Origin of the sequence: Streptomyces hesseae, assembly GCF_031845785.1 — a bacterium.
Lineage (GTDB): Bacteria > Actinomycetota > Actinomycetes > Streptomycetales > Streptomycetaceae > Streptomyces > Streptomyces hesseae.
This window is the reverse complement of sequence record NZ_JAVRFI010000019.1, coordinates 112,185-138,939: the sequence shown is the minus strand read 5'-3', so window position 1 is coordinate 138,939 and position 26,755 is coordinate 112,185. Positions and strand designations below refer to the sequence as shown.

Genomic DNA, 26,755 nt, shown 5'->3' with positions numbered 1-26,755 from the left:
AGCTAAGCCTTTCAGCGCCGATGGTACTGCAGGGGGGACCCTGTGGGAGAGTAGGACGCCGCCGAACTCCTTTTGGAGAAAGCCCTGGCAGGGGATACCTGCCGGGGCTTTCTTGCGTTTACGGACAAGTGCTAAGCCAGCCGGCAAAGGTCGGCCCTTCTCACCAGCCCCGACAACGGCAGGCCCCGCGCCCACCGTTCCGCCTCCTCCACCACCCACTTCCCCAGCCTGCGGACCTCGCTCCCCTGTGCCCCCGCGATATGCGGAGTGACCAGCACATTCGGCAGGGAGAACAGTGGATGCCCCGCCGGCAGCGGCTCCGGCTCCGTCACGTCCAGGAACGCGTTGAGTCGCCCCGACGCGCATTCCCGCACCAACGCCTCCGTATCGATCAGTGAGCCGCGTGCGGTGTTGACGACCGTGCCGCCGTCCGGAATGAGAGCCAGCCTGCGGGCGTGGAGCATGTGCCGGGTTTCCGGCACTTCAGGAGCGTGAAGTGTGATGACGCTGCTGCTGGCGCACAGTTCGTCGAGACCCACGGCCTCGACACCCAGCCGCGCGGCCTCGGCGGCGGATGCATACGGGTCGTACAGGAGAACCCGGCATCCCGTATCCGCCATGGCCAGCCGCTTCAGGACCAGTCGCCCGATGCGTGACGCCCCGACGACACCGACCGTACGGCCGTCGGAGCCCTCCCGTTCCGCGAACCCGGGCCAGGCGGCGCTCGCGGCATACGCGGACGCTGCGATCACCGCCTTCTTGGCCGCGAAGGTGATCGCGGCGAGGGCGTAGTCGGCGACCGGGCCGGCATTGGCGTCGGCGGCGGAGGAGACCACGATGCCCCGCTCCCACACCGCGTCCGTGACCAGCCATTTGACGGACCCGGCAGCATGCAGGACCACCCGCACACGTGGTGCCCGGGCGGCGAGAAAGCTCTCCGTGAGCGGGGGGCTTCCCCAGCCCGTGATGAGAATGTCAGCCTGCTCTGCTGAGCCACTCACCACCTCCCCGCACTCCGCCAGCCGCGCCCGTAGATCCGCGGGCAGGATCGCACCCGCTTCACTGCGACCCATGGTGATCGCGATCCTCGGTTTGGTCTTCCTCACGAGGCCGTACCCGCGGGCGGCTTCAGCTCGGCCGCCCCCTGCGCGATCTGGGCGAGCAGCCGTCGGCGTTCCGCCCGGTCGATCAAGTGGCCGCGCGTCACCACCGAGTCGATGCGTTGCGTATTGCGGATGTCGTCCAACGGGTCGGCGTCGAGGACGACGAGGTCGGCGGCCTTGCCGGGCTCGATCGTGCCGAGGAGGGCCTCCAGGCCGAGGGCGTGGGCCGGCGTGGTGGTGGCGGCCCGTAGGGCGTGAGCGGCCCCGAGGCCGGCCAGGGTGAGGTGTTCCAGCTCCTGGTGGAGGGCGAAGCCGGGGACGAGATAGGGGGCCCCGGAGTCCGTACCGGCGAGGAGGGGGACGCCGTGGCGGTGGAGTTCGCCGACGATCCGCGTGTGATGGGCGTTTAGATCGCGGACGTTCGCATACTCCTGCTCCGTTCGGCCGCCCATCAGTTCCTCCAGCTGGCTCGGCCACGCGCCGGTCAGCCATCCGGGCAGATGGACCCATTCGGGGGCCCGGTTCGGGAGGGTGTCCTGGCGCTCCATGACGTGGTGGATGCCGAGCGTCGGCGTGACGTAGGTGCCGTTCGCGGCGAGGCGGTCGAAGACACGGCCGGCCCGTTCTGGGTCGTAGGAGCGAGCCGCGAGCGACTCCAGCTGATGAACCCGGCGGAACCAGCAGCGGCAGCGGCTGATCGAGCCGGTGTCTGTCGGGTCGACCTTCAGACCGTCCTCCAGCTCGCGGCGGAGCGTCGGCTGGTACTGCTCCGAACTCGTCGCTGTGAGAAGGGGATGGAGATGTTCGATGGTGCGTTGGCCGGCGTCGGACGCCTCTGTCACGGGCACGGCGTCGGGGCAGTGACCGGCGTACGGGATGCCCTGCCGTCGGGCTTCGTCCGCGAGGGCGAGATAGACCTCGCGCGTCAGGCGGGAGTAGACCTTGATGAAGTCCGCGTCCTCCTGCTTGATCCGGCGGACGGCCTCCCGTACCTCGGCCTCCGTGCCCGCCTCGACGACCGGGACCGGTGAGGCGTCGTCGGTCCAGAGGCTGGGCCGCCCGTCGACGAGGGTGCTGGCGATCACCCAGCGGGGGCCCGGGAATTCACCCTGATCGACCCGGTCGCGGCCGGCGCGGACGGCCGGTGTGCCCCACATCTCCCGGACGGTCGTCACGCCGGTGAGGACGTAGAGCTGGGCGACGAGCTCCGCCGGTCCGTGGCTGTGCGTGTGCATGTCGACGAGACCCGGGATGACGTACTTCCCGGAGAGGTCCATGACGCGGGCCCCGCGCGGGACGGGGACCTCGGCCGTACGGCCGACCGTCACGATGCTGCCGTCGCGGACGACGACGGTCATGTCGTGCTCGGGGCCGCGTGTTCCCGGGGCGGCGATGAGCGTGGTGTGGGTGAGGAGGAGGGTGTCGTGCATGGCGGTACCCCCTGTCGCCGTGGCTTCGTCGGCTTCCGTGCTTGTCCGGGCGGACGTGCCTGTCCGGTCGGACTTCCGTGCTACCCGGTCGGAAGGGTGCGGCGGGGCCAGCGGGCCCGGCCCTGTTCCTCGGAGCGCATCAGCGCGAACGTGGGGAGGCCCTGCGCCTCGCCGTGCTCCAGAAGGTCGGGCAGGGCGGGCAGCGGGGCCACGGCCGCCACATCGTCGAGGACGAGGGTGAGTGGTGGGTCGAGCCGGCCGGAGGATGACCGTGCGGCCATGCGGCGGCCGTGCTCGACCACGCTTGAGGCGAGTGCGGTGAGCAAGGGCATCGCACCCGGGCGGGTGCGGGGATCCTCAATCGCCTCACCCACCACGTACAGCGTTCCCCCTTCGGCGACGAATGATTCCGGCATCGGCGAATTGGCTCGATTGGGGTTACAGGCGTCCCGGATGTGGACGGACGTCAGGGCGCCGAGAGCCCGTGCGGCCAGCTCCTGGGCCATGTCGCGCCGTTCGGGGTGCCCGGTGAGGGCGGATTCCAGTTCGCCCGCGGTGCCGCCGGTGGCCTTGGGGCTGGTCCGGAGGATACGGACCGGTTCATGGGCCGACGTGCCCTGGGCCCAGCGGTGCACCTGACGGAAGGGCCGGCCGTCCACGGCCGCGGCGTGGAGCCAGCAGCGCAGCAGGGTCTCGGCGGTGTCGGCGGTGGCCGAGTCGAGGGTGCTGAGGGGCCGTACAGGCGCGAGGAGCGCGGCCGCGCGGGCTGCGGCGGTGTCCCGTGACTCGCAGCCGGTGGTGGGGCTCCAGCGGAGCCGGTCGGGAGTGTCGAGGAGATGGCTCGGGTCGAAGACATGGACCGGCCCGAGCTTGGCGCGCGCGGTCTTGGTCTCGGCCCAGAGACCGGGATCGCTGGTGACGACCAGCGCCGGGCCGGCGGCCTCGAGGACCGCGCGGGAGGCGGGGGCACGACGATCGGTGGTGTAGAGGAGACGCCGGGGAGTTGAGGGCGGGGCGGGGGCCGGGACGATGGAGGAGGCGGCCGGGGGAGTCGTGGCTGGTGTGGCCGTCGTGGCGGCTGCTGCCACCGGCGTCGTAGGTGCCGTGGCCGCCGCCGAGGCCATACCGGCGGCTGTCCGCGGTTCGGGGACGGCGGCGGCCGTCGACTCCACCGCCGGTGCGGGATTCACTGCCGGTGCGGCCTTCGCCATCGGCGGGGCCCCCGACGCAGGCGCGGCCTCGGACGCCGACGTGGCCGCCGCCGATGCCGGCTCCACCGCCACCGCCGGCGCGGGCACGGCCGCCTCCGCCGCCCGGCGTGCCCGTACGCCCCGCCAGCGGGCCAGCGTGCCGATCGCGAACGTCATCAGCACCACGGCCACCAGCAGCTCGCTGATGAGGATGCCCCAGAACAGCCCGTACCCCGAAAGAGCCTCCTTCGGGGTGCTCGGCCACGCGGAGGGGAGGTCGCGGGGCTGGGTCATCAGATGACGCAGGGCCTGGGGGGTGCGGGTCAGGGTGACCCCCTCCGGCCAGCTGCCGTGTTCGGCGAGGGCGGCCAGGCCGGTGGCCGTCCAGACGAGCAGGGTCAGGCCCAGCAGAAAGGCTATGACGCTGACCAGCAGGCCATCCGGAATGCCCCGCTCCACACCCGGGTCCCGGTGCCGCGCCGGGTCCCCGCCCCCCGAGGACCTCATCTCATGCCACCGTCGATTCCGAGGATCCATAGGTCGCGGCGGTGCCGTACGGCTCGTCGGCGAACGGCGATTCCCTTGCCGCGGCGGCTCGTTCCGCCGCTGCCGCCTCCGCCGCGAGCTCGTGGGTACGGTCGCCGTCCTCGGTCATGGCCCGGTCGGTGTAGACGAGGGGGCGCTCGGCGTCCGTGATGAGGTGTTTGACGACCTGGACGTTGCCGTTGACGTCCCAGACCGCGATGCCGGGGGTGAGGGTCGGGATGATCTCGACCGCCCAGCGGGGCAGCCCCAGGACCCGGCCCGTGGCCCGGGCCTCGTCGGCCTTCTGGGCGTAGATGGTCCGGGTGGAGGCCATCTTCAGGATCGCGGCCGCTTCCTTCGCCGCCGCGCCGTCGACGACGTCGGAGAGGTGGTGGACCACCGCGACGAACGACAGGCCGAGTCGCCGTCCGAACTTCAGCAGGCGCTGGAAGAGCTGGGCGACGAACGGCGAGTTGATGATGTGCCAGGCTTCCTCGACCAAGAAGATTCGCTTCTTCCGGTCCGGCCTGATCCAGGTGTGCTCCAGCCAGACGCCGACGATCGCCATGAGGATCGGCATGGCGATGGAGTTGCGGTCGATGTGGGAGAGGTCGAAGACGATCAGGGGCGCGTCGAGATCGATACCGGCGGTCGTGGGGCCGTCGAACATGCCGCGCAGGTCGCCGTCGACGAGCCGGTCCAGCACCAGGGCGACGTCCAGGCCCCAGGCCCTTACGTCGTCTATGTCGACGTTCATCGACTCCGCGGACTCGGCCTCGGGGTGGCGCAGTTGCTCGACGATGTCGGTGAGGACGGGCTGCCGGTCGAGGTTCGTCTCGTTGCCCTCGGCGGAGCCGAATTCATTGAGCACGGTCGCGTGGGCGACCTTGAGGGCGAAGCCGGCGCGTTCGTCGAGTCCTCGGCCGGTGGCGACCTCGATGATGGTGCGGAGGAGGGCGAGCTGGCCGGTCGTGGTGATGGCCGGGTCGAGGGGGTTGAGCCGGATGCCGCCGTTGAGGGCGGCCGTGGGGTCCAGCCGGATGGGGGTTATCCCCAGCTGTTGCGCGATCAGGTTCCACTCGCCGACGCCGTCCTCGCCCTGGGCGTCGAGGACGACGACCTGGCGGTCGCGGAAGCGAAGTTGCCGTAGGACGTAGGTCTTCTCCAGCGCGGACTTGCCGTTGCCGGACTCGCCGAGGACGAGCCAGTGGGGGGCGGGCAGTTGCTGACCGTAGAGCTGGAAGGGGTCGTAGATGTAGCCCTTGCCGGAGTACACCTCACGCCCGATGACCACGCCGGAGTCGCCGAGGCCGGGAGCCGCGGTGGGGAGGTAGACGGCCTGCGCCTGCCCGGTGGAGGTACGTACGGGCAGCCGGGTGGTTTCGACCTTTCCGAACAGGAAACTGGTGAAGGCGTCGGTGACGGCGGCGAGCGGGTCGAGCACGGCATTGCCCCTATCGTCGGATGCCGGTCGCGAACGGCAGCGTGTTGACGAACGCCCGGTGGTGCTCACGGTCGCACCACTCGAGCTTGAGGTAGCTCTTGCCGGCCGAGGCTCTTATGGTCCGCTTGTCGCGCGCCAGGGCCTCCGGGGAGCGGGATGACACGGTGATGTAGCCGACGAGGTTGACGCCGGCCGCGCCGCTGGCGAGGTCCTCGCCGCGCTGGTCGACGCGGGAGTGATGGGCTACGTCGCGCGGGTCGACGACACGGTTCATCTTGGCGGCGCGGGAGGCGTCCGCGTCGTCGTTGGTCTTCTCGGTCAGCATCCGTTCGATGGCGACGTCGGTCGGCTCCAGGTCCATACAGACCGCGACTGTACGAATCACATCGGGCGTGTGGACGAGGAGGGGAGCGAGGAAATTGACCCCCACGGGTGTCATCGGCCATTCCTTGACCCACGCGGTGGAGTGACACCAGGGTGCCCGGGTGGACGACTCGCGCGTCTTCGCCTGGAGGAACGTGGGTTCCATGGCGTCCAGCTCGGCCGGCCAGGCGTTCCGCTTCGTCATCGCCTGGATGTGGTCGATGGGGTGGTCCGGGTCGTACATCGAGTGCACGAGCGAGGCGAGGCGCGCCTGGCCCAGCGGCTGGCGGACGCGGATGTCCGCCTCGGCGAGGCGGGCGCAGATGTCCGTGAGCTCGCGCGCCATGACGACGGCCAGGCCCCCGTCCTTGTCCAGCCGCCGCTTGCCGCCCTCGTGCCGGGAGGCGCGGGCGATGGCCTGGGCCTCGGCGGCCAGTTCACGGCCGTAGTGCATACAGGCGACGAGGTAGGCGCGGTGCTGCTCCGAGGAGGTGGAGACCATGGACTGGAGCTGGTCGTAGGAGTCCTTGAGCCACTCCGGTGCCCGTTCGTCACCGCGCCGCTCGACGTCCTTGGCGTGGGCGTCCGGGTCGGCGGGGAGCGTACGGGCGAGCATCTGGATGCGGGTGACGTAGCCGTCGCCGTTGGCGACGTGCTTCAGGAGCGTGCCGAACCGTTCGACCAGCGCCTCCTGGTCCTCCGAGTCGCGCAGGCCGACGCCGGGGCCCTCGATCTCGATCGCGGCGGTGACGGTCCGGCGGTCGGCGTGCAGCAGCACGGCGATCTCGTCCGGCCCGAAGGGCGCGGACAGCCAGTTGATCCGCCCGATCCCGGGCGGCGGGCCGACCTCGATCTCCCGCCCGTCCATCCGGGTGCCCGCCTCGATCGCCGCCGAACGGTACGTCGCGCCGCGACGCAGCGACCGTTTGTAGGAGCGGTTGATTTCAAACCACTTGTAGAACGTGCGGTTCTTGTACGGGACGTAGACGGCGGCCAGCGACAGTGCTGGCAAGCCGGTGAGGGTGATGATCCGCAGGGGGAGGATCGGCACCAGCAGCCCGCACATCATGCCCAGGAACGCGCCCGCGATGATCAGCGCGATCTCGCCGGTCTCGCGGTTCTTGCCGACGACCGCGTTGGGACGGGCGCGGCCGATCAGATACGTACGGCGGGGCGCGATCGGCTGGGACTGGGCCTGGATCGTCAACTCCGCTCACCTCCGGATGTATTGCGCTTGCTGTTGTTCTGCGCGTTGTTCTGCGCGCGGGGTGCGGGCACGGCGGCCGTGCCCGGCGCCGAGGCTGCGGAGGGAGCGCTTCCGTTGCCGCCGGACGGGGCGGCCGCCGGGCGGGCGCTATGGGCGGTGACACCGCCGGAGACGGCGCCCGAGGGGCGGGGCTGCGAGCCGCCGCCCGCGCCGTCGCCGCGGGCGCTGTGGGTGGTGATGCCCTGCTTGACCAGGGCGGCGGGCGAGGAGATCACGGCGGCGGCCTGGCGGGAGGCCACGTCCTTGCTGGCGTTGCGGCTGCTGACGATCTCGTCGCCGAAGCCCGGCACGAAGCGGTAGATCATCGCACTGGCGAAGATGGCGAGGAGGATGATCGCGAGGCCGGAGACCACGGCTGAGAAGGAGTTCGGCCCCTTCCCGGCGGACAGGGCCCCGGCGAGGCCGAGCACGATCATGATGATCGGCTTGACCAGGATCACCGCGATCATGATGCCCGCCCAACGGCGTACGTGCCCCCACATGTTCTTGTCGACCAGCCCCGCGTACACGGCGGTGCCGAGCAGCGCGCCCACGTAGAGCAGGGCGGCCCTGATCACCAGCTCCAGCCAGAGCACACCGGCGGCCAGCACGGACACGAGCGACACGACGATCAGCATGATCGGCCCGCCGCCGATGCCGTTGCCCTTTTGCAGGGCCTCGGCGAAGCCGCCGAAGAACTGGTCGTTGTTCGTCGACGAGCCGGTGGCGATGACCTCGGTGACGGCGTCGGTGGCGTTCACGACGGTGTAGAGGATCAGCGGTGTAAAGGCGGACGCCAGCACCGTCAGCCACAGGAACCCCACGGCCTCGGTGATCGCCTCACTGAACGGCACCCCGCGCACCGCCCGCTTGGCCACGGCCAGCAGCCACAGGACGAGGGTGAGGATGGTGGAGGCGGCGAAGACGACGGCGTACTGGCGGAGGAAGGGGGTGTTGGTGAAGTCGACGTTGCCGGTGGAGTGGACGGCGGTGGACAGCTTGTGGATGATCCACGACGCGGCGTCGGCACAGCCCTTGGCGAGGGAGGCGAGGGGGTCGGTGACGTTCTGGGGGTCGTTGGGGGAGGTGGAGGTGCCGGGGTTTTTGCCGCCCTTGCAGTAGTCCTTGGCGGGGCCGACGATCAGGTCGCAGTTGTCCTTGGCGGAAGGGGTCGGCGTCGGTGTGGCCGAACCGGCCGGCGTGGGCACGGCTGAGCCACCCGGTGTCCCCGATGCCCCTGGCGTCGGGGCGGGGGGCGTGGGGGCGGCGATTGCGCGCGCTGACAGGAGGACCAGGCTCGCTTGGATGCTTGCCAGCGTCCCGGCGACCGTGAGAGTGCGACGGCGGGGCCTACCGGGCATAAGTGAACCCTCCGTACTGCTCGACCGCCTTGGCGATCTCATCGGCATTGGACGCCATCCGATCGCTGTTGACCGGCGCGGGGCCATCCTTCTGGGAGAAGCTCTCGGCCTTCCAGTCGCCATCCGCCCAGCGCAGCTTGATGGTCATGGTGAACCAGTCATTGGCCACTGGGTTGGTCGAACTGGTCCCGGCCGTTCCGAAAGCGCCGGTGCACCAGACCTCGACTGAAGCCGACGCGTCGCTGTACTCGGTCGCCTTCGTGCCGACGGGCACGGTGCGCGACACGTACGTCATGCCCTTGGACGCTTCGCCCTTCTCGTTGAGACCCAGTTTGGCCAGGAAGTCCTTCGAGTAGGCGTTGTCGAGCTTGCTTTGCAGCTCTGGCACCTTGTCGGCGACGAAGATCTGCGGCACGATCGCGTGCCGCCTATCAGGCTTGAGGATGTCGGCCGAAACCAACGCCACCGCGAAGTTCGCCGCCGCGGACTGCGCCCCCTGCTCCGAATGGGCGAACCCGGAGGCGATTCCTCCGGTTTTGCCGTCGACCGGCTTCACGCCGGTGGGGGCGGTCGGCCCGCTCCCGCCGGGGCGGCGCGCGTCGCCGCTGGAGGAGGAGTCGCTGGAGTCACCGCCCCGGTTGGCGAATGCGATCGCCGCGATGAGCAGCACCACGACCCCGACGACCATCTTCAGGTTCCGGCTGGATGGTCGGCCCCCGCGGCCGGAACGCCCGCTTCCGCGGCGGGTCGGCGCGTAGGGGTCGACCTCGCCCTCCGGAAGCCGCGTGCGCGTCATGTGGCGGTCGTCGCCGTAGCCGTCCTGGCCGCCACCGTAGCCGTCGTCGCCGAGACTCATCGCTCGCCTGCTCCCTCATACGTCGTCGCCGGCTTGCCGCCCGTATATGACGGTAGCGGTGTGAACGGAATCCCGGGGGAGGGCGTGGGGGAGTGAGGGGGCATCAGTTGGCAGCCTCGGTGGAGGTGGGCTGGGGGACGGGAGGGTCTGCGCTGGGACGATGCGCGGCGGTGCACGGGGGATCAGGTGGGGGTGGAAGGGGCGCGTGGAGGGGCTCAGACCGCCATGCCGTAGACAATGGTGAACAGTGTGCCGAGCGAGCCGATGATGAAGACGCCGGTCAGGCCGGCGACGATCAGACCCTTGCCCTGCTCGGCGCTGAAGGTGTCACGCAGGGCCGTCGCGCCGATCCGCTGCTTCGCCGCGCCCCAGATCGCGATCGCGAGGCAGAGCAGGATCGCCACGGCCATGATGACCTCGATCATCACCCGAGCCTCTCGGCCCAGCTGACCGAACGGGCCCCAGTTAGGGGCGATTCCGCCAATAATGGTGTTGATGTCGCCTTTGCCGGCCGCCAAGAACATCTCTAACTCACCGCCCCATACGGGTAGTTGTGTCCACCCCGCCGCACGGCAAAGGCCCGGACCTATCTTCGCTGACATACCGCCGTACGCATGTCGATTTGGCGGCATTTTTTGTCGGAACCCGTATGACCGGCGGTTGCATGGCCCTGACCTGCGGCGAGGCCCGTTGTCGGTGGGGGGTCCTATGGTGACTCTGTGTATCACGCGCATGGACGGCGGGCAATGTCCGGCCGTGTGAGGGGCATCGCAGGGGGGCCGGGGGATGTTCGAACGGCAGTGTGTTCGGTGGGTACTCTTCCTGATCTGCGCATGGTTCAAGATCAAGGGTGGTACGGGTGCTGGTTGCCGGTCGGTACCGGTTGGGGGATCCGCTCGGCCGTGGCGGGATGGGCGAAGTCTGGCAGGGACAGGACGAGGTGCTGGGCCGTCAGGTCGCGGTCAAGCTCCTCCTTGGCGACGACGGCGACGAATCGGCCGCCATGCGCTTCCGGATGGAAGCCCAGACGGCCGCCCGCCTGAACCACCCTCAGGTCGTCGCCGTATACGACTTCGGCGAGTGGGAGGGCCGCTTCTACCTGGTCATGGAGCTGGTCCAGGGGTCGAGCCTGTCGGTGGAGCTCGCCGAGCGGCGCGCCCTCGCGCCGGCCCGCGCGGCCGACCTGGTGGCCCAGACCGCCTCGGGCCTGGCGGCCGCGCACCGGCAGGGAGTGGTCCACCGGGATGTGAAGCCCGGCAATCTCATGGTCGACGCCGCGACCGGCACGCTGAAGATCGGCGACTTCGGCATCGCCCGTTTCGTCGATGAAACCTCGGCCGGACTGACCCGGGCGGGCCAGATCGTCGGTACCAGCACCTATCTCGCCCCCGAGCGCGCCCTGGGTCGGACCGCGGGCCCGGAATCGGACGTGTACGCGCTGGGCTGCGTGCTGTACCAGATGCTGGTCGGCCGGCCGCCGTTCTGGGACGAGAACCCGACGGCGCTGCTGTACCTGCACGTGGACAGCCCGCCCGAGCCGCCGCGCCACTACCGCCCCGACGTCCCGCCCGCCTTCGAGGCCTACCTGCTGAGGATGCTGGCGAAGCAGCCGGAGGAACGGCCGTCGGCGCAGGAGGTCGCGGACTTCTTCTCGGGCACCGCGTGGCGGGGCACGCCCCAGCCGTTGTCGCCCATGACCTCGCCGACCTCGCCGTTCGCGCCGGGGGTGCCGCAGGCTGCCGCCGCTCAGTCGGCCGCCGGACCGGCGGCGATGGCGGGGGCACCGGTCGCGCCTCCGTCCATACCCGCAGTGGCGCCGTCGCCTCAGAGCGGCATCGGCCCCCGGACGGGATCGCCGGCCGCACCCCTGCATCCACACGCGGCTCCCGTGCCCCCCGTGGCCATGGGAGCCCCGCCGATGCCGTCCGCCCCGCCTGTGCCCCCCATAGCGGCCGCGATGCCGCCTCCGGCGTCGGCTCCGGCGGCGCCCCTGGCCCCCGGCTCGCCCGTACCGTCGTTGCCTCCCTCCCTTCAGCGGGAGACGACGACCACGTACGCGCTGCCGTCCGCGCGGACCAGGGCCGCCGCGGCGGTGGGGGCTGCCGGGCGGCGACGGCCGAAGGTGCTGCTCGCGGCCGTCGCCGGAGTGATGGTCTTCGTCGTGGCCGTGCTGATCGGTGCCGCGCTGTTCTGACCCTGGCTCCGACCCTGGTCCCGTCCTGCGCCAGGAGGTGGAACCTAGTCGTCGATGCCCTCGACGAAGTGGTCGAACTCTCCCGCCTTGACGCCCAGACAGAAGGCTTCCCACTTGGTCTCGGTGGTCACGACGACCGTCTCGGGGTTGATGTTCTCCCGGATGTAGACGTTCCCGTCGCCGCCGAAGGCCACCTCCAGGTACTCGGTCATCGTCTCGTCATCAGTGGCCGGGATCCAGTTGAGCTCGGGCACGGCAACGCCCCTTCACGCGATGGGATGTTCGGATGAACGTCGGCGACCACGATAGAGGAGCCCGCTGACTCCCGAAGTCTGCTCAGCGCCTCCTGAATGGTGTGAATCATCAGCCGGGGGCGGCGGAAGACATCGTCGCCGCTGAATCTGAGCACCTGGCGAATGCCCTCGCAGCCGGAGAGTTCATTGAAGCGGAGGATGTCGTTCTGGTGTGCGGCCCGACTGCCATGCCAGGTGTATCCCTCGATCTCCACGCCCAGTCCTTCGGCCCTGAAGAGGAAGTCGAGCCGGAACAGTCGGCCGTTCGGTGTCGTCACCTCGACTTGCGATTCCGGATACAGCCCGACGCCCTGCATCCACAGCCGCGCCATGCTCTCCGCCGGGGACCCGGAGGCCGGATCCGTCAGCGCGAGCGCCGCCCGCGCCGACCGTACGTTCCGCCGACGGTGGCCGTCGCGTCCGTCAGGGCCGAGCGCCTCGTGGATCTGCTCCCGGCCGGCCAGCCCCTTCGCGAGCACGAAGTCGGCGGCGATCACGCCCTCGTGCGCGGGCAGGGCCGTCAGCAGGTCGCAGCTGGTCCGGAGGACCGTGGTGACCCGCACACCGGCGACCACCATGATCTCGTGTGCTGCCAGGCGTATGGCGTGCACGACGACTCCGGGCATCCGGGACTGCCCCCGCCGACGCGGGTCCGTCAGTTCGACGACGTCGTCGCCGACGACGCAGGCGACGCCACGACGCCGGACGGCCCGGCCGTGCGGGAGTGCGGGAATGCCGTACAGAGCCGCCGCCGACCCATGGCTGCCCACCCACTCCGGATGTCTCAACTGCACCGCGAGCAGGCGCAGCCGCGTATCGATCCGCAAGCCCGGCTGCCCCCATGTCCCGCAGTACAGCCGCGACCAGCCGGCCCGTCGTAGCGCCCCCGCCGCTCCGCTGGGCCGCAGCCCGCACTCGACGGCCTGCGTCGTGAGCAGGACGCCGCCTTGCGTGGCGGCGACCTCGTGAAGATTTCGCTGATCCCCCCGTTTCATGACTCCAGGAGACCGCACGGGGAGGAATCCCGCGAGGCCTGTGGATAACCCTGGGGCCGGGGTCAGGGGCCGCTCCGTACTACCCGCGATTCTCTCGATTTCCCTTGGAGGAGAGTCGAGATCGGCGCTGCCTGCCGCACGGGCCCCGCTGCCGGTTCATCGGCGGCGGGGCCCCTCGCATGACTTACGACGGCGCTAGCGCGTTCAGCGCCTCGTCACCACCGGTCGATGCCCATCGTCTTCGCCGCGCTGTGGATCGCGTTGTAGTGCGGGATCGACATGTCGGACTTCTTGTCCTTCGCCGGCAGATGCTTGTCGGTCTGCCGGAACTCGTCACGTGATCCGGCCAGCAGGCTCGTTCCGTAGCTGACCGGCACGTCGGGCTTCCCATGAATGGGGTGCGACTTGGCGGCCGTCTGGCTGCCCGCGTTGGCGAGGATGCTCCGCGCCTGGTTGTACGCGGCCGTCTTGATCGTCTTCGGATTCGCCACCACCGCGTGCGTGCCGGACTCCGCACGGGCGTGGTCGGTGCTGATCGCGGCGGAAGCGGGAGCGACGACGGTGGCGATAGCGCCGACCGCGACCGCCGCGGCGAGACCGGTCCGGGCGATGAGGTTCATGAGAAGGCACCTCTCTGTACTCGACGGAAGGGTTCCGGTTCTTGCGAGGAAGAGCCTTCCCGTGAGGGATTGGTGCCTGATGAACAAAGGATGGACGCCCTGGTCAGAAGGGTCCGGGAAAACGGCAGCTCGGCCGGCCTCAGCCCCAGGTCGTACCGGCCGGCTCCTCGATCGTGGTGTTGATGCGGTTGAAGAAGTTGGTCGTGGCGACCATGAGGAGGATGGCGGAGAGCTGCTTCTCGTCGAAGTGATCCGCCGCCTCATCCCAGATCTCGTCCGGCACGGCCTTGCCCGAACGGTCGGCGATCCGTGTGGCGGCCTCCGCCAGCGCCAGCGCGGCGCGCTCGGCGTCGCTGAAGAACGGCGCCTCGCGCCAGGCGGCGACGTGGTGCAGCCGCTCGTCGGTCTCGCCGGCCTTCTTGGCACTGGCGATACCGCCGTACACACAGGCGCTGCACCCGTTGATTTGGCTGGCCCGCAGGTGCACCAGCTCCAGGATCTGCTGCGGGACGCCGCCTTGGCGGACGGCCGACATGAGGCTCTGGATGCCCTTCATCGCGTCGGGCAGGACTATCGCCGGGTTCTTCATACGAGCGCTCATGGTGTTCCCCTTCGTAAGCCTGGGTGGCCGGTGCGGCTGTCTATCGCACCGGCCGGTTGAAGTCCGTCACTGCACTGACGGATGGCGAGGGGGGAGTGTGACCAGTGAGCGAAAAATTTTCTGATTGATACTGAACGGTCGGATGCCGTCGGCGTGGGTGGAGCAACCCGATCGCACCTGTGATCCGGGGCGCCGGCGCGGCATGCGTGGCAGGTTCAAGGGTGCGGGACCCCGCGCTTTCCGGGATCATCCTGGCTGTGAACAGCACGGGCTTCTTGGCACACGCGCCGCAGTACTCAACGACAGGTGAACTTCTGTCGGCCGCTGCGCGGCGACGAGGCATGGACGTGGAAGTTCTGCCCGCCGACGGTGGTGCAGGTGTACTGACCGGACGACCGGACGGTCATTACTTCGGCGGGCCCTTGTTCGCCGCAGGGATCGTCGACGATCTCAACATATCCCTCCTGGAACCGACGGACGATTGGCTTACGTCCCTGCCCTACGAGTACGTGTTGCGCAACATCGAGTCATCCACCCTGGGTGAAGTACGACACCTGTCCCGACCCACATTTGTGAAGCCTCCGAGCGACAAGAGCTTCCCACCTGCGGTCTACACCGATGGGAGCCAGTTGCCTGAAGCCGGGCATTTGTCTCCGGAGACATCGGTACAGGTCAGCGATGTAGTTACTTGGTCTCGGGAATTCCGCCTCTTCGTACTGGACGGTGAGTGCCGCACGGGCAGCCAGTACGCCGTATTCGGCCGCCTGGACTCAGTCCCGCTGGCAGGCCACCCGGACGAGGACGCTGTGCTGGAGTTCGCGAGTGACCTTCTGGCGAACCATGCTCATTCATTGCCCAGCGCGGTCGTGCTCGATGTGGGGTTGGTGCCGGCGTCCGGACACGGCGCAGAGGGCTGGGCCGTGGTGGAGGCCAACCTGGCCTGGTTCGCCAATTGCTATGCCGCAGACCCAGAGCATGCTTTGGATGTCGTACTGCGGGCAGCCGGTCCCCGTTCGCGGATGGCGGCACGAGACCGTCGGTTTTGCCGCCACCTCAAGGAGTCGTGATCTGGGCGCATACTTAGAGAGACTCGCTGCCAGGGTGCGCGCGGCCGTTGGAAGCGCACGGCTCGTTCACTGAAACGGGGACGCTGTTCCGGTCCCAGGGGGTCGCCCCTTTGCCTGATCCCGTGGCCGGACGCCTCGCCAGCAATCCGCGATCAAGCCCAGGGCACTGCCTCATCGCTCGTGGGTAGCGGTGTCACGATGACCTGCTACCAGGGCAGTTCGATGGGCCTGCGCTGCCACCACCAGCTGCGTTTGGGCAAGTCGAGTTGAGGTGTTCCAGTTACTTTCGCGATCTCGTGACCATTGTCGCTTTGCGTCAATGTTTTGAATTCGCTGTCCAATTGGTTGAGCGATTCGCGCAACAGTCCGCTGATCGGTTCCGGTAGGCCAGCGGTCAGTTGATCGACCTGATCTCGGCTCCGGAGAGCGGCGTGGTACAGGTCCGCCGGGTAATGGCCAGTGGGTTGCCAGCGCGAGGCCATGCGCCGTGTCAGCCTCTCCCACTCGGACAGGTGGGCGCGTGCCTGGTCAACGGCGGACTCCAGTTCGGCAGGGAAGCGCGGTGCGGCGACTCCCTCTGTTGACTTCGCGAGTGAGTTCACGGCTGCGACGAAGGCCGAAGTAGTGGGGGCGGGTACAGGGTACTCGCGAATAATTTCGGGAAGCTGGATTATGCGGACGTCCGGGAGCTGTGGAATATAAGCTTCTGCGGCGTCAATGGAGTAGGATGCAGCCTCGTCGTCGGAGGACAGCAGGCGTACTCGAGTCACGAGCCGGTCAGGGGTCGCCAACCAGTACGCACTGGGGATTTGTTCCTCGGCGGGGTAGAGAGTGACCGTATTTGTCGCAGCGGAGAACGCCAGCGCCAGCTCTGCTTCGCTTGGGTGGTGCCTTACTGAATCCTGGATATAGATGTCCAGAGACTGCGAAATATGTCCTTGCGCGTCCGAGTAGTCGCACAGGACCGGGGCGTCCCAGTTCCGTTCGTCCTGGTCGTTGTCCGTATCGGCAACGTCGACTTCGCTCGACGCAACGTGCAGGCATGCTGCGAGTGCGCTGGCGATACGGGCGGGGGACAGCCGATCGATTGTGAGAAAGTTGTAGGTCATCGATAGGTTCCGTTGTAGATGTCGAGTGCTTTCTGTACAGCTTCCGGATTATTGACGAAGCGAGGGTTCCTCGTCAGCTGCGGTGCAGAATTTATGTCCCCCTTGGCCTTTGCTATTTGCTGCAACGCGGCGTACTCATTTCTGTCCAGGATGACGATACCTGGCCCGGAGACGGGGTACACCCTTCCGCCATCCTCTACTCCGTATGTGCGTCCGTCGATCTCGTAGCGATTGCCGTCTTCGGTAAGTTTTGCGCGGCCATCGGCGATGGCTTCGATGTCTCTGTCGACCTTGCCCAGATAGCCGCGCAGGATAACGCTGTTCTTCGGCTTTATTTCCCTTCCGGCCGCCCCGTTCGGCGTGTGCCGGGGGTTCGGCCGCTTAAGCTCCTCTCCGGCTGCCGGCCCGGGAATGTCGTGCCTCGCGGGCCATACGCCCTTGCGCTGTGGCGGAGCCTCGTGATCACGGCCGTCGGCCGACTTGACGGGTGGATCTGCAGGGTCCCCGACGCTATGCGCGTCGAGGCCGTGATTACCCTCGCCATGACTCCCGTGCATGTCGTCGGCCCCGGGCGAGTGGCCGGCCGAGGTGTGCTCGTTGCCAGGAGAGCCGGTGACTTCGGAGTGGCCACCCTGTGCCCCACTCCTGTCAGGTGTCGATTCGTGAGCTGCATGGCTGCCAGGCGAAGCGGATTCGTTGTGGCTTCCATGCATGGGAAGGCCGTGGCCTGCCGTGTTACTGCCGCCGGAGTGGATGAGGACGCGGTGGTCGGTGGGTGAGGCCTCGTGGGCGCCGGTGAGGTCGCGGTTGTGAGGTTCCTGGCGTGCTTCGGCGGCCAGGGGGTGTTCGATCGTTTCGGGGCTGCGGAGGTTGCCCTTTGAGTCCAGGAGGAGGGCCTTGCCGTCTGCGGCTGTGTATTTGAAGGAGGCCGCGGATGGCGTAGGTGCGTGGTCCGGGAGTTTTCCGGTGAGCTGCCGGAGTTCGGACGCGAGGTCGCCGACCTTGAGGAGTACGGGCGTTGTCGCCTTCAGTCCCAGTTTGGCGCCCTTCGCGGCATAGGTCGCCGGGTCGATGGCCTCTCCGACCTTGGCGACGGTGGAGGCCGTCTTCGCCAGCATGCCCGTCTTGGTTCCAGCCACGAACTTGCCCGGGCCTGCCAGGAGGGTCAGGCCGTTGAACGTGGTCGTGCCAAAGGCCCGAGCGGGATTCTTCCCCCACTCGTCCCATGCGACGAGGCCCTTGGAGGCGTTGTTCGCGGCCGCCTTGTACTCCCTCCCGACCTTCGGGAGCCATGAGTCGGGGAGGTACCGAGCCACCTCTGCGACGGGCGCATAGTTGCTGACGAAAGCGAGCAGCGCCATGTTCTTCAGGGCTTCTTTTGACTTCTCCGCGCCGTCGAAGCCGACCAGCGTGCCCAGTCCTCGGATCTGGGCCCAGGTGCCGTCTATGAAGAAGCCTTTGGCGATGCTTGTCGCCTTGTCAGCCGTCCAGTGCCAGACGGCTTCCACACCCTCGTACTCGCGCTTCTCGACGTTGCCCCACGGGGTCTTCTGCGCCTTCGCGGCGTCGCTCGGGTCGTAGCCGTACATCCCCTTCTTGTGGGTGCCGTCATCCTGGACGAGGCGCAGGCTCTTGTCGAAGAGTCCGGTGATCTTGTTGAAGGCGTTGAGCTCAGCCGCGTGAAACTTCTCCTGGGCCACTGCCACGGCTTGGATCAGGTGGGTGTTCTCGTCGACCTTGCTCTGGTCCTTGAGCCACTTGTCGTCGCTGCCGATCGCCGCGCGGAACGCGACGGCCTGCTCGCGCAGACGGTCCAGTTCCTTGACGATCGGGCGGATCTCCGCCGCATACTCGGATAACGCCGCCTTCACCTTGTTCAGTTCGTCGGCGAAGTGAGCCGCCCGTTCGCGCACGGGGAGAGTCGAGCTGAAGAGCTGGGCCGCCTCCGGGGCGGCGTAGTAAGCCGACAGGCCCTGGAAGGAGGCGTGGGTGTCCGCGCCCGTGGTGCGGATGTCGGACGCGTCCTTTGCCAGGTTGGCTATGTCGCCCGCCAGGGCATCCACGTCGCCGGTGAAGTGAGGGATGTTGATCGGGTCTATCGGGGAGCTGTTCACTTCTTGGGTCCGCCTAACTCCTCCGGCGTGGGAGCCTGGCTCGCCGTTCGCTGGGTGGTCGCGGCCATCTCCATGTCGCCCTGTGCGTAGGCCGTCGTGGCGTCCACCGCGCCCTGGAGGGACTTCTTCGCCCTCACCGCTATGTGGGTCAGTTCCGGCGTGGCGTGGTTCGCGTACGCCATGAGTGCCATTCCGACGAGGCCCTCGCCCGCGTCGCACGGGCCCGCCAGGCGGCCGGCGTGGCCTGCGGCGGATTCGACGTGCCCGACGTACGAGGTGGCCTGGCTCGCCAGCTTGCCCGCGATCTCCGCCGTTTTGCCCACCACTCCGCGTACGCCGTCTGGCTTGATGTCCCACCTGGACATGGCGGCGCCTTCCCCTCCCCTGAGAAATGTCTTTGCCGCGCGCCTGTAGCAGTCGCGGCGGCGCCCCCGTGGTCCGCACATGCGTCTGACGCACGGTGAATCTTTCTATCACCGTGGGTGAGGAGTGGCACATGAGTATGTGTACTCATATGTGACGACGGCAGGTTCGCCTGTGACCGCTCAGCCGTGCTTGCCCTCGATCAGGACTCGCACCAGGGCCACCGCGATCAGTGGAGCGTAGAAGAAGGCCTTGGACACGAGTACCCCGAGCAGCGTCCACACGACGATCACGGCTGCGAGCACGCCGCAACAGCCCTTGCTCATGCGGCTACTCCCACAGTCCGCTGATGCCGCCGTTGCCGTCCCGGCCGTTCCACACCACTGCCGCCAGCCAGATTGGGTACCAGAACACCTTCTCGGGCAGCATCGTGCCGAGGACGAGCCAGGCGGTGGCCAGGACCACCGGGGCGATGACGGCGCAGCCGCAGCAGGTGATGGCCCGGTTCACCGCTGCCAGCACGCCGTGCTCGCGTCGCTCATTTCGGCACATGGAGGGATGACGCTACAGGCCCGCCCATCGACGGTGATCCGTGGGGGATGGTGATGACGGGCAACACGTCACGCTGACTTCTGCCACTTGAGGAGTGCGTGGATGGCGGGGCGGCTGGGGGAGAGCGTGACGTTCGGGGTGTCGCTCTCGCGGAGGTGGAGGGTGCGTGCGTCTGTTGCGGTCAGTTCTATGCACTCGCCGTTGCTGCCGCTAGGTCCGCTGAAGCTCGATTTCTGCCATCGGAGCTCTGACATGGCTTCCTTCATATCGCGTACATCAGGTGCTGGATGAGGCCTAGGGAATCCCTCCTCGTATGGAACTCAGGTTCGACTTTGGCGTCAATCGGCGGCAGTGCTGAGGAACTGAGCGACTCGAAGGAGTGGGCGAACTGGGTCAGGTGCTCCGGGTCACTGACGAAGGGAGACGCGACGGGTTGCTCCACATAGGCCGTGTTCAGCTCCTGCACCGGGCCCTCGAAGAGGACGAACGGCGTGCTGTACGTCGGCGGGTTGATGCTCGCCTTGAAGGGGAGGATCTGCACCTGCACGTGGGGCAGCTGGGCCATCCCGACCAGGTAGTCGACCTGGCGGCGCATGATGTCGGCGGGTACGAAGTGCATTCGCAGTGCCGCTTCGTGGATCACGGCATGGAACCGCAGTGAGCCGTCCGTGAGTGCCCGTTGGCGATGGAGCCGGAACTGGACGTACTTCTCGATCAGTTCGGGGTCGGTGTGAGGCTCGGCCGACTCGAAGAGGGCCCGGATGTATTCGGGGCTCTGAAGCAGCCCCGGCATGTACAGCCACTGAAATGAACGGCATGCGACGGCGGTGGCTTCGAGCTCGGCCAGGTCGAGTGTGTGTGGACCTTGGATGTCCCTGTACGCCGTCCACCACCCTTTGCCTGTGGCGTGGCTCATCGCCACCAGTGCATCAATCAGGGGTTCCGAACGGCAACCGTAAGCCTTGGTGAGCGCCCGCAACTTCACCTCTGGAATAGCTGTTCGAGCCGCCTCGATGTGGCCCAGGTGGGCCGGCCCCAGGTCAGCGAAGGCTGCTGCACGCCCGACGGGCAGGCCCGATGAGGTCCGTAGTCTGCGCAGTTCGATGCCCAAACGGCGTTGTCGCTGCGTTGGGTTGGTGCGTAGGCCCATGGCGTCCTCCTTGCGATCGTGAGCAGTCTGCCGGTTTTCGATGGCTTGAGGGCACTCGTTGGGGTCATTCGGTGGGAATCAGTTGCCGATCGGCAACTCGCCTCTCTACCGTCGAAACCGACCCGCCCTCCCCGGCTCGTAAGCCGGAAGTGCACCGCGTCCGCATGCGCGCCCATCCGCGCCCCGTATGCGTGCCCGGCAACGCCACCGCGATCCGCCGTCCGGAGGGCATCCGGCAATCGGTGAAGCCCAGGAGTCACGCCATGTGTCCCATCACCACCGTCGTCCCCATCCGCCCCGACTTCTCCCTCGGTTTCCTCCCTGTCCCCCGCCAGATCCGTGAGGTCCGCGCTGCCGTACGCACCGCACTCCTCGCCGCCGGCCGCGAAGAGCTCGTCGACAGCACGCTGCTCCTCACCTCCGAGGTCGTCACCAACGCCGTCAACGCCTGCCGCCGCAGCGACTGCACGTCGCCCGTGACCGTCTACGCGAAGTGGATGCACGGCGGCGCCCTGCTCGTCCCCGTACGGGACTACGCCCCCGGGGTGCCCCATCAGCGGGCGTGGCCCGTCGACGCCGAGAGCGGTCGCGGGCTCAGCCTCATCCGGGCCTGCGCCACTCACTGGGGCGTGTGCCGCCACGGGTACGAGCCCGGGAAGGCGGTCTGGTTCCGGGTCGCGGCCTAGGAGACGGTGATCAGGGACATGATCAGATATGGCACAGTCTCACCTCGTGGAAGCGCTAAAAGCTCAGGACCCCGCGAACATCGGCGTGCACACCGTTCTCGCCCGGCTCGGTGCCGGCGGTATGGGGCAGGTGTATCTGGGGCGGTCGCCCGGTGGGCGGCAGGTGGCTATCAAGGTGATCCGGGAGGACTTCGCCGAGTCGCCCGAGGCGCTGGCGCGGTTCCGGCGGGAAGTGGAGACCGTGCGCGCCGTGCGCAGCGCGTACACCGCCAACCTGATCGACGCCTCGCTCGAGGCCACCCCGTACTGGCTCGCCACCGAGTACGTGCCCGGGCCGACCCTCGTGGAGGCGATACGGGCGCGGGGGCCGCTGCCCGCCGACACCTGTCTGCGGCTGTTCGCGGCGCTGGCGGAGGCGCTGTCCCATGTGCACGGGTACGAGGTGCTCCACCGCGATCTGAAGCCGCACAACGTCATCCTCTCGGCCGTCGGGCCCAAGCTCATCGACTTCGGGATCGCGCGCGGCGCCGAGCAGACCGCGCTCACCCAGGCCGGTTCCGCGCCGGGCACGCCCGGGTACACCGCGCCCGAGATCATCACGCGGAACGACGTCAGCGCCGCGGCCGACGTCTTCGCGCTCGGCGCGACCATGGCCGCCGTGGCGACCGGACGGCCGCCCTACGGAGAGGGCTCGCTGGAGTCCGTGACATACCGGGTCGTCCACGGGGAAGTGGACGTGGCCGGTGTGGAGCCGGGGCTCGCCGCCCTGATCCGGGATTGCGTCGCGGGCGATCCGGGCAAGCGGCCGGATCCTGCCGGGATCATCGCGCGGTGCGCGGTCAGCTCGGCGCTCGTCGACGATCCGGTGTACCGGGAGCTGACGGCGGTGGGCGGTACGCCCACGGTGCCGCCACCGGTCGCTCAGCGGACGCCCACGGCCCTTGGCGCTTCCGCGCCTCCGGCCGGGTATGTGCCGACGTTGATGCCGGGTTCGTTGGGCAGTACCGCAGGTGGTGTTGCGGGTGTGGCCTCCGCCCCACCCCGTCGTACCAAGCTGTGGCTGACCGTCGGCGCCGCGTCCGTCGCGCTCGGCGTCGTCGCCGCGCTCACCGTCCAGGCACTGAACGACGACTCCAAGGGCGGCGAGGACAAGGCGCTGGGCAAGGGGGCGGCCAAGCCGGCGGCTTCCGCCCCCGCCTCGCCGTCGGGCTCGCCGTCGGCGTCCGGCGCCCCGTCCGCCGGTCAGGGCGACGGAAAGGAGCCCGCCTATATCGAGGCGACCAACCCCAACCGTGACTTCTGGACCCCCAAGGAGGGGGACCCCGACGGCCTGGGCTCGTGCGGCCTGCCGCCCGAGGAGCGGGCCGGCCGGGGCGAACTGCAGTCCTCGATCGTGAACGTCGAGAACCCGTCGAGTCACCAGATGTCCGGCAAAGTAAAGATCTCATTCCGCTTCAAGTACGCCGATCCGGCCCTTCCTCGGCCGTACTTCGTCTCCGTGGCCGTCAAACCTCCGCACGAGATCGACTCGCGGACGGGCAAGCCGTTGGCGGGCCTGGTGAGCGCAAACCTCGGACTGGGGTACACCAGCAAGCCGGTGAATCTCCTGCCTGACGGTGTGTCCGGCTTCGAAGGCAAGAGCACCGAGCTGACCTACCCCGACGACTTCCAGCAGTTCGTCATGGGCGAGCCCGTCGGCTCGCCCATCCCCGTCGGGAACGACCCCGGTAACTGGACTGTGCTCTTCCAGCACGTCAAGGGGACGAAGGAGTACGCGAGTTTCGACTGCCGCGGCTTCGTCGCGAAGTAGCGCGAAGTAGCGCGAAGCAGGGGGACGAGCGGGGGAACGGGTGCACGGGAGCAGGTCTCGCACGATATTCCGGAAACGGCAGTGCAAGGGGCCTGCCATGGGGGAAGGTTGACGGGTGCGGAAGCTCTGGGTGGGCGTGGGTGTCGGCATCGCGATGTGCCTGAGTTTCATCGGGCTGCTCGTCGTCGGGGTGTACGTGGCCGCCGGGAACATCACCGGTCTGGGGAAGGGTGGCACGGTCGGGCTCGCCAAGGGCGCCGTGCCCGAGCAGTACCAGGCACTCGTGGCCAAGTGGGGCAACCTCTGCCCCGCCCTCAACCCCGCCGTGCTGGCGGCCCAGCTCTACACCGAGAGCAACTGGGACCCGACCGCCAGGAGCCCCGCCGCGGCGATGGGTATCGCGCAGTTCATCCAGGAGACGTGGGACACCGAGGGCATAGACGGCAACGGCGACGGCAAGAAGGACATCTGGGATCCGGCGGACGCCATTCCGTCAGCCGCCTCCTACGACTGCCAGCTGGCCAAGGACGTGAAGGGCGTGTCCGGTGACATCACGGACAACATGCTGGCCGCCTACAACGCCGGCCCGTACCGCGTCATCAAGGCCGGCGGTGTCCCCTCCATCAGCGAGACGCAGGGCTATGTGAAGTCCATTCGCAGCCTGGAGAAGAGCTTCGCCCGCCCGGTCGGCCGGGTGGCGCCCTCGCAGCAGGCGGCCGGGGCCATCTACTACGCCCAGGAGAAGCTCGGCACCCCTTATCTCTGGGGCGGTGACGGCGGGCCCGAGGACAACGGGCGCTTCGACTGCTCGGGGCTGACCAAGGCCGCGTACGCCACGGTCGGGATCGAGCTGCCGCGCGTCGCGAACGACCAGTGGAACGCCGGTCCGCACCCCAAGCGGGACGAGCTGCTCCCCGGGGATCTCGTCTTCTACGCGAACGACCTGAACGACCCGCGCAGCATCCACCACGTGGGGCTCTACGTGGGCGGCGGGTACATGATCCACGCGCCGCGGACGGGGGCCGTGATCCGGTTCGAGAAAATCGACTCGCAGCCGGACTACATCGGTGCCACCCGGGTCACCGCGGACGGGGCGAAGGCGCTGCCCACGGCGCCGGGAGGGGCGGGGCGGAAAGCCTGAGACGCCCTGTGATGTGGCGTCAGGTCGCGATTGGCTTGAACTCCCCGCGAACCTCACCCCTGGGCTGGGGCAACGGGTCACCCTTCGATAACGTCCAGGTGATCATTGGGTGGAGAGTGGAACGGCGGGCCGGAGCAGGGCGTTCCATTGGAGTGGGAAAGCAGCGCCGCGTGCTGCGGCGCACGGACCACGGGGGTCGGTAGCTGGGCGTGGTGACAGGCGACAGATAGGGGCCGGGCGATGGCTGGACTCGTGACGGGAGACTCCATGCCGGTGGCCGTATTGGGCGGGGGCGAGACGAACCCCGACGTCAGCCTGCTCTACGACATCAACGGCATCGCCAAGGACGCACCCCACTGGACCGACCGGGCCGTGGAGTTCATCGGCGAGTACGGCATCGTCCTCGGCCTCGCCGTGCTGATGCTGTGCGCCTGGTGGAGCGTTCGCAAGAGCAAGGATGCCCCGGCCGGGGTGGCCGCGCTGCTGTGGTCGCCGCTCGCGGCCGGGATCGCGCTGCTGATCAACATGCCCATCCGGGGGTTCGTCCGCCGGCCCCGGCCCTTCCTCGACCACCAGGGCCTGGAGGTACTGGTCAAGGGGAAGACCGACTTCTCCTTCGTCAGCGACCACGCGACGCTCACGATGGCGCTGGGCGTCGGCCTGTTCGTGGCCAACCGGAAGTACGGCCTCATCGGCATCGGACTCGCCCTGCTGGAAGGGTTCTGCCGGGTTTATATGGGCGTGCACTACCCAACGGACGTCGTCGGCGGGCTGGCCCTGGGCACGGCCGTCACGCTGCTTCTCGCCCCGCCGGCGATGATGCTGCTCACTCCGCTGACGGGGTGGCTCGCGGGGACGCGATGCGGGTGGCTCGTACGGGCGGGCGGAAGTGCCGTCGATACGGTCGATACGGCGGTCGTGCCGGCCGCGACGGCGGAGGCCGTTTCCGGGGCGGCCGGACGTGGGCACGAGGTGCGGGCCCAGGATCGGGATCTGGCCGCGTAGCGTCGCCCCGGCCCGCCGTTTCCCAGGGGCTCCGCCCCCGGACCCCCGGCCCTCAAACGCCGGACGGGCTGACTTTGCCCCCGGAACCCTCTGCCCGGAGGTGATCCTCCACGTCCGCTCTCGCCAGGGAGCGGGCCCGGCGGGCCGGGCCATACCAGCCGCAGGTGCAGCGCGCCGTGCAGAACGAGCCTCGTTCGCTCGTACTGGTTATGTGGTCAGCGGGATCGGACACGTGACCACGCTACCCGGCCGTGACGACCGCCCCGGGGCGGTCGTTGGAAGAAACGGGTTCCACTAGCGTGCGGCAGGGGGCTTACGGCCATGGCGGTGCAGGGGCGCAGGCGCAGAGGCGTGATCGTCGCCACCGCGGTGGCGGGCGGCATCGCCCTCGGGCTGTTCGCCGTCTCCGGCTGCGCCGAGCAGGGCGGCTCCGCCGAGCGGGGCCAGGACGGCAAGGGACCGTGGCGCGGGGCGAGCGGCCAGGTCCGGCAGGCGCAGCTCGAGGGCCCGGTGGGGGTCGATCCCGCGCGGGCGCTCGCCGTGGTGCGGCACGCCCCCGAGGCCCTGGCCCGGGCCGGGGGTGCCAGGGTGCGGACGTCCATGGAGACCGTCAGCGGCGGGACGCGGCTGACGATCCGGGGCAAGGGCGGCTACGACTTCACCCGTCCGGTGGGGCGGCTGACCGTGACGCTGCCCGAGGACGCCGACGGGTCCGCCGGCCGCAGGGCGATCACGGAGGTCTTCACCCCCGGCGCGCTGTATATGAAGAACCGGGGCGCGGGTGTTCCCGCCGGCAAATGGGTCCGGCTCGACACGGGTGCCCTCGTGGACGGCGATCTGCTCACGAGCGGTGCCACCGACCCCCTCGCGGCGGCCGAGCTGCTGGGCGGGGCGCGCGAGGTGGCGTATGTACGGGACGAGTGGATCGGCGACACACGCGTGGGGCACTACTGGGGGACGATCGATCTGGACCGGGCCGCGCGTGCCGCGCCCGTGCGGGACCGGGTCGCGCTGGCTGCTGCGGCGAAAGGGTTCTCCAGTGGGACGGTGGCGTTCGACGCGTATCTCGACGAGGCGGGACGGCCGCGGGTGCTGCGGTACCGCTTCGGGGTCGGAGCGCGGGACGCCCGGGCCGGCGGGCGTGCGCCGGTGGGGGAGACGGGGGTCGCCACGGCCGCCGCGACGTACTCCCCCGGCGGGGGCCCCGGTGGTGACCCCTCCTATCCCTCCTACCGGCAGGGCATGGCGTCGGCCACCCCGCCGGCTACCCCGCCCGCCACGCCGATGACATTGCCGATGACCGTCGTGTCGACCGTGGAGCTCGGCTCCTTTGGATTCCGGCCGGACATCGAGCTTCCCGCGCCCGCCGAAATCTATGCGGGCACGGTCGCTTCGCCACAGAAATAACGCGGGAGGACATGGTTGGCCATGGAAATGGTCCATCTGTGCCATGCGCGGTGTGTGTACCGATCACTACGCTGGAAAGCGGTGACGTGACGGCCCCGGCCGGTGAGTACCGAAGCCCCGAGGACCCGAG

General features: G+C 68.8%; 26 protein-coding genes and 1 rRNA gene. 8 read left to right on the top strand and 19 right to left on the bottom strand.

Going from position 1 to position 26,755, the window contains the following annotated elements; genetic code table 11:
* Positions 1-67: ribosomal RNA gene (gene rrf, locus RM609_RS34630) — 5S ribosomal RNA — on the top strand; the annotation flags it as partial.
* A 64-nt stretch (positions 68-131) separates the two neighbouring features.
* Here the strand turns inward: rrf and RM609_RS25450 are convergent.
* The 8 genes from RM609_RS25450 to RM609_RS25415 form a co-directional block, all read right to left on the bottom strand.
* A complete protein-coding gene (locus tag RM609_RS25450; protein WP_311613881.1) occupies positions 132-1,073 on the bottom strand; it encodes a hydroxyacid dehydrogenase in 942 nt (313 codons plus the stop codon).
* Between the two features lie 29 nt (positions 1,074-1,102).
* Entirely contained in the window at positions 1,103-2,533 is a 1,431-nt protein-coding gene (locus RM609_RS25445; protein WP_311613880.1) for an amidohydrolase family protein, read from the bottom strand.
* Between the two features lie 80 nt (positions 2,534-2,613).
* On the bottom strand, positions 2,614-4,230 hold the full coding sequence (locus tag RM609_RS25440; RefSeq protein ID WP_311613879.1) for a type VI secretion protein: 1,617 nt from the start codon (positions 4,228-4,230) through the stop codon (positions 2,614-2,616).
* A 1-nt stretch (position 4,231) separates the two neighbouring features.
* Positions 4,232-5,692 carry an ATP-binding protein gene (locus RM609_RS25435; RefSeq protein ID WP_311613878.1) on the bottom strand — a complete coding sequence of 487 codons (1,461 nt, stop codon included), beginning with the start codon at positions 5,690-5,692 and terminating at the stop codon, positions 4,232-4,234.
* A 10-nt stretch (positions 5,693-5,702) separates the two neighbouring features.
* The gene (locus tag RM609_RS25430) at positions 5,703-7,256 is read right to left on the bottom strand and encodes an SCO6880 family protein (RefSeq protein ID WP_311613891.1); all 1,554 of its coding nucleotides are present in this window, start codon (positions 7,254-7,256) and stop codon (positions 5,703-5,705) included.
* Positions 7,257-7,258: 2 nt separating this feature from the next.
* Positions 7,259-8,662, bottom strand: coding sequence for a hypothetical protein (locus tag RM609_RS25425; protein ID WP_311613877.1), 1,404 nt, complete (start codon positions 8,660-8,662; stop codon positions 7,259-7,261).
* The gene (locus tag RM609_RS25420; RefSeq protein ID WP_311613876.1) at positions 8,652-9,518 is read right to left on the bottom strand and encodes a DUF8175 domain-containg protein; all 867 of its coding nucleotides are present in this window, start codon (positions 9,516-9,518) and stop codon (positions 8,652-8,654) included. Before RM609_RS25420 ends, RM609_RS25425 begins: the two co-directional genes overlap by 11 nt.
* 215 nt (positions 9,519-9,733) lie before the next feature.
* A complete protein-coding gene (locus tag RM609_RS25415; RefSeq protein WP_099199098.1) occupies positions 9,734-10,042 on the bottom strand; it encodes a DUF8827 family protein in 309 nt (102 codons plus the stop codon).
* Between the two features lie 326 nt (positions 10,043-10,368).
* Here RM609_RS25415 and RM609_RS25410 point away from each other — a divergent pair, with 326 nt between their 5' ends.
* Complete coding sequence (locus RM609_RS25410) at positions 10,369-11,712, top strand: serine/threonine-protein kinase (RefSeq protein ID WP_498073174.1); 1,344 nt, start codon at positions 10,369-10,371, stop codon at positions 11,710-11,712.
* Between the two features lie 44 nt (positions 11,713-11,756).
* Here the strand turns inward: RM609_RS25410 and RM609_RS25405 are convergent, their stop codons facing one another.
* The 4 genes from RM609_RS25405 to RM609_RS25390 all read right to left on the bottom strand — a co-directional run bounded on the left by RM609_RS25405 (position 11,757) and on the right by RM609_RS25390 (position 14,221).
* On the bottom strand, positions 11,757-11,924 hold the full coding sequence (locus RM609_RS25405; protein WP_438828533.1) for a DUF397 domain-containing protein: 168 nt from the start codon (positions 11,922-11,924) through the stop codon (positions 11,757-11,759).
* Positions 11,921-13,000, bottom strand: a complete 1,080-nt coding sequence (locus RM609_RS25400; protein WP_311613873.1) for a hypothetical protein — start codon at positions 12,998-13,000, stop codon at positions 11,921-11,923. Before RM609_RS25400 ends, RM609_RS25405 begins: the two co-directional genes overlap by 4 nt.
* A 215-nt stretch (positions 13,001-13,215) precedes the next feature.
* Positions 13,216-13,620: a hypothetical protein gene (locus RM609_RS25395; protein WP_311613872.1), complete on the bottom strand. Its 405-nt coding sequence runs from the start codon at positions 13,618-13,620 to the stop codon at positions 13,216-13,218.
* Positions 13,621-13,759: 139 nt separating this feature from the next.
* Positions 13,760-14,221 (bottom strand): carboxymuconolactone decarboxylase family protein, encoded by a 462-nt coding sequence (locus RM609_RS25390; protein WP_311613871.1) that lies wholly within the window; start codon positions 14,219-14,221, stop codon positions 13,760-13,762.
* Between the two features lie 257 nt (positions 14,222-14,478).
* Between RM609_RS25390 and RM609_RS25385 the strand changes: the two genes are divergently transcribed.
* Positions 14,479-15,288 (top strand): ATP-grasp domain-containing protein, encoded by an 810-nt coding sequence (locus RM609_RS25385; protein ID WP_311613870.1) that lies wholly within the window; start codon positions 14,479-14,481, stop codon positions 15,286-15,288.
* A 206-nt stretch (positions 15,289-15,494) separates the two neighbouring features.
* Here the strand turns inward: RM609_RS25385 and RM609_RS25380 are convergent, their stop codons facing one another.
* The 7 genes from RM609_RS25380 to RM609_RS25350 all read right to left on the bottom strand — a co-directional run bounded on the left by RM609_RS25380 (position 15,495) and on the right by RM609_RS25350 (position 20,576).
* Positions 15,495-16,397 (bottom strand): hypothetical protein, encoded by a 903-nt coding sequence (locus RM609_RS25380; protein WP_311613869.1) that lies wholly within the window; start codon positions 16,395-16,397, stop codon positions 15,495-15,497.
* Entirely contained in the window at positions 16,394-18,511 is a 2,118-nt protein-coding gene (locus RM609_RS25375; protein WP_311613868.1) for a hypothetical protein, read from the bottom strand. Before RM609_RS25375 ends, RM609_RS25380 begins: the two co-directional genes overlap by 4 nt.
* Positions 18,508-18,876: a DUF6507 family protein gene (locus tag RM609_RS25370; protein ID WP_311613867.1), complete on the bottom strand. Its 369-nt coding sequence runs from the start codon at positions 18,874-18,876 to the stop codon at positions 18,508-18,510. Before RM609_RS25370 ends, RM609_RS25375 begins: the two co-directional genes overlap by 4 nt.
* 180 nt (positions 18,877-19,056) lie before the next feature.
* On the bottom strand, positions 19,057-19,200 hold the full coding sequence (locus RM609_RS25365; RefSeq protein ID WP_311613866.1) for a hypothetical protein: 144 nt from the start codon (positions 19,198-19,200) through the stop codon (positions 19,057-19,059).
* Positions 19,201-19,204: 4 nt separating this feature from the next.
* The gene (locus tag RM609_RS25360) at positions 19,205-19,426 is read right to left on the bottom strand and encodes a hypothetical protein (RefSeq protein ID WP_311613865.1); all 222 of its coding nucleotides are present in this window, start codon (positions 19,424-19,426) and stop codon (positions 19,205-19,207) included.
* A gap of 68 nt (positions 19,427-19,494) precedes the next feature.
* Entirely contained in the window at positions 19,495-19,680 is a 186-nt protein-coding gene (locus RM609_RS25355; RefSeq protein ID WP_311613864.1) for a DUF397 domain-containing protein, read from the bottom strand.
* 8 nt (positions 19,681-19,688) lie between these two features.
* Entirely contained in the window at positions 19,689-20,576 is an 888-nt protein-coding gene (locus tag RM609_RS25350; protein ID WP_311613863.1) for a helix-turn-helix domain-containing protein, read from the bottom strand.
* A gap of 263 nt (positions 20,577-20,839) precedes the next feature.
* Here RM609_RS25350 and RM609_RS25345 point away from each other — a divergent pair, with 263 nt between their 5' ends.
* The 5 genes from RM609_RS25345 to RM609_RS25320 all read left to right on the top strand — a co-directional run bounded on the left by RM609_RS25345 (position 20,840) and on the right by RM609_RS25320 (position 26,625).
* Positions 20,840-21,262 carry an ATP-binding protein gene (locus RM609_RS25345; protein WP_311613862.1) on the top strand — a complete coding sequence of 141 codons (423 nt, stop codon included), beginning with the start codon at positions 20,840-20,842 and terminating at the stop codon, positions 21,260-21,262.
* A 28-nt stretch (positions 21,263-21,290) separates the two neighbouring features.
* Complete coding sequence (locus tag RM609_RS25340) at positions 21,291-23,072, top strand: serine/threonine-protein kinase (protein ID WP_311613861.1); 1,782 nt, start codon at positions 21,291-21,293, stop codon at positions 23,070-23,072.
* Positions 23,073-23,187: 115 nt separating this feature from the next.
* Positions 23,188-24,213: a C40 family peptidase gene (locus tag RM609_RS25335; protein WP_311613860.1), complete on the top strand. Its 1,026-nt coding sequence runs from the start codon at positions 23,188-23,190 to the stop codon at positions 24,211-24,213.
* A 273-nt stretch (positions 24,214-24,486) separates the two neighbouring features.
* Positions 24,487-25,218, top strand: a complete 732-nt coding sequence (locus tag RM609_RS25330; protein WP_438828532.1) for a phosphatase PAP2 family protein — start codon at positions 24,487-24,489, stop codon at positions 25,216-25,218.
* Between the two features lie 321 nt (positions 25,219-25,539).
* Entirely contained in the window at positions 25,540-26,625 is a 1,086-nt protein-coding gene (locus RM609_RS25320; protein WP_498073173.1) for a hypothetical protein, read from the top strand.
* The last annotated feature ends 130 nt before the right edge of the window (positions 26,626-26,755 follow it).

What these genes read in the sequence shown, in the direction of transcription:
- RM609_RS25450 (WP_311613881.1), bottom strand. Translation starts at nt 1,073, where the DNA reads ATGGGTCGCAGTGAAGCGGGTGCGATCCTGCCCGCGGATCTACGGGCG.
- RM609_RS25445 (WP_311613880.1), bottom strand. Translation starts at nt 2,533, where the DNA reads ATGCACGACACCCTCCTCCTCACCCACACCACGCTCATCGCCGCCCCG.
- RM609_RS25440 (WP_311613879.1), bottom strand. Translation starts at nt 4,230, where the DNA reads ATGAGGTCCTCGGGGGGCGGGGACCCGGCGCGGCACCGGGACCCGGGT.
- RM609_RS25425 (WP_311613877.1), bottom strand. Translation starts at nt 8,662, where the DNA reads ATGCCCGGTAGGCCCCGCCGTCGCACTCTCACGGTCGCCGGGACGCTG.
- RM609_RS25420 (WP_311613876.1), bottom strand. Translation starts at nt 9,518, where the DNA reads ATGAGTCTCGGCGACGACGGCTACGGTGGCGGCCAGGACGGCTACGGC.
- RM609_RS25415 (WP_099199098.1), bottom strand. Translation starts at nt 10,042, where the DNA reads ATGTTCTTGGCGGCCGGCAAAGGCGACATCAACACCATTATTGGCGGA.
- RM609_RS25405 (WP_438828533.1), bottom strand. Translation starts at nt 11,924, where the DNA reads ATGACCGAGTACCTGGAGGTGGCCTTCGGCGGCGACGGGAACGTCTAC.
- RM609_RS25400 (WP_311613873.1), bottom strand. Translation starts at nt 13,000, where the DNA reads ATGAAACGGGGGGATCAGCGAAATCTTCACGAGGTCGCCGCCACGCAA.
- RM609_RS25395 (WP_311613872.1), bottom strand. Translation starts at nt 13,620, where the DNA reads ATGAACCTCATCGCCCGGACCGGTCTCGCCGCGGCGGTCGCGGTCGGC.
- RM609_RS25390 (WP_311613871.1), bottom strand. Translation starts at nt 14,221, where the DNA reads ATGAGCGCTCGTATGAAGAACCCGGCGATAGTCCTGCCCGACGCGATG.
- RM609_RS25380 (WP_311613869.1), bottom strand. Translation starts at nt 16,397, where the DNA reads ATGACCTACAACTTTCTCACAATCGATCGGCTGTCCCCCGCCCGTATC.
- RM609_RS25370 (WP_311613867.1), bottom strand. Translation starts at nt 18,876, where the DNA reads ATGTCCAGGTGGGACATCAAGCCAGACGGCGTACGCGGAGTGGTGGGC.
- RM609_RS25365 (WP_311613866.1), bottom strand. Translation starts at nt 19,200, where the DNA reads ATGAGCAAGGGCTGTTGCGGCGTGCTCGCAGCCGTGATCGTCGTGTGG.
- RM609_RS25360 (WP_311613865.1), bottom strand. Translation starts at nt 19,426, where the DNA reads ATGTGCCGAAATGAGCGACGCGAGCACGGCGTGCTGGCAGCGGTGAAC.
- RM609_RS25355 (WP_311613864.1), bottom strand. Translation starts at nt 19,680, where the DNA reads ATGTCAGAGCTCCGATGGCAGAAATCGAGCTTCAGCGGACCTAGCGGC.
- RM609_RS25350 (WP_311613863.1), bottom strand. Translation starts at nt 20,576, where the DNA reads ATGGGCCTACGCACCAACCCAACGCAGCGACAACGCCGTTTGGGCATC.
- RM609_RS25345 (WP_311613862.1), top strand. Translation starts at nt 20,840, where the DNA reads ATGTGTCCCATCACCACCGTCGTCCCCATCCGCCCCGACTTCTCCCTC.
- RM609_RS25340 (WP_311613861.1), top strand. Translation starts at nt 21,291, where the DNA reads ATGGCACAGTCTCACCTCGTGGAAGCGCTAAAAGCTCAGGACCCCGCG.
- RM609_RS25320 (WP_498073173.1), top strand. Translation starts at nt 25,540, where the DNA reads ATGGCGGTGCAGGGGCGCAGGCGCAGAGGCGTGATCGTCGCCACCGCG.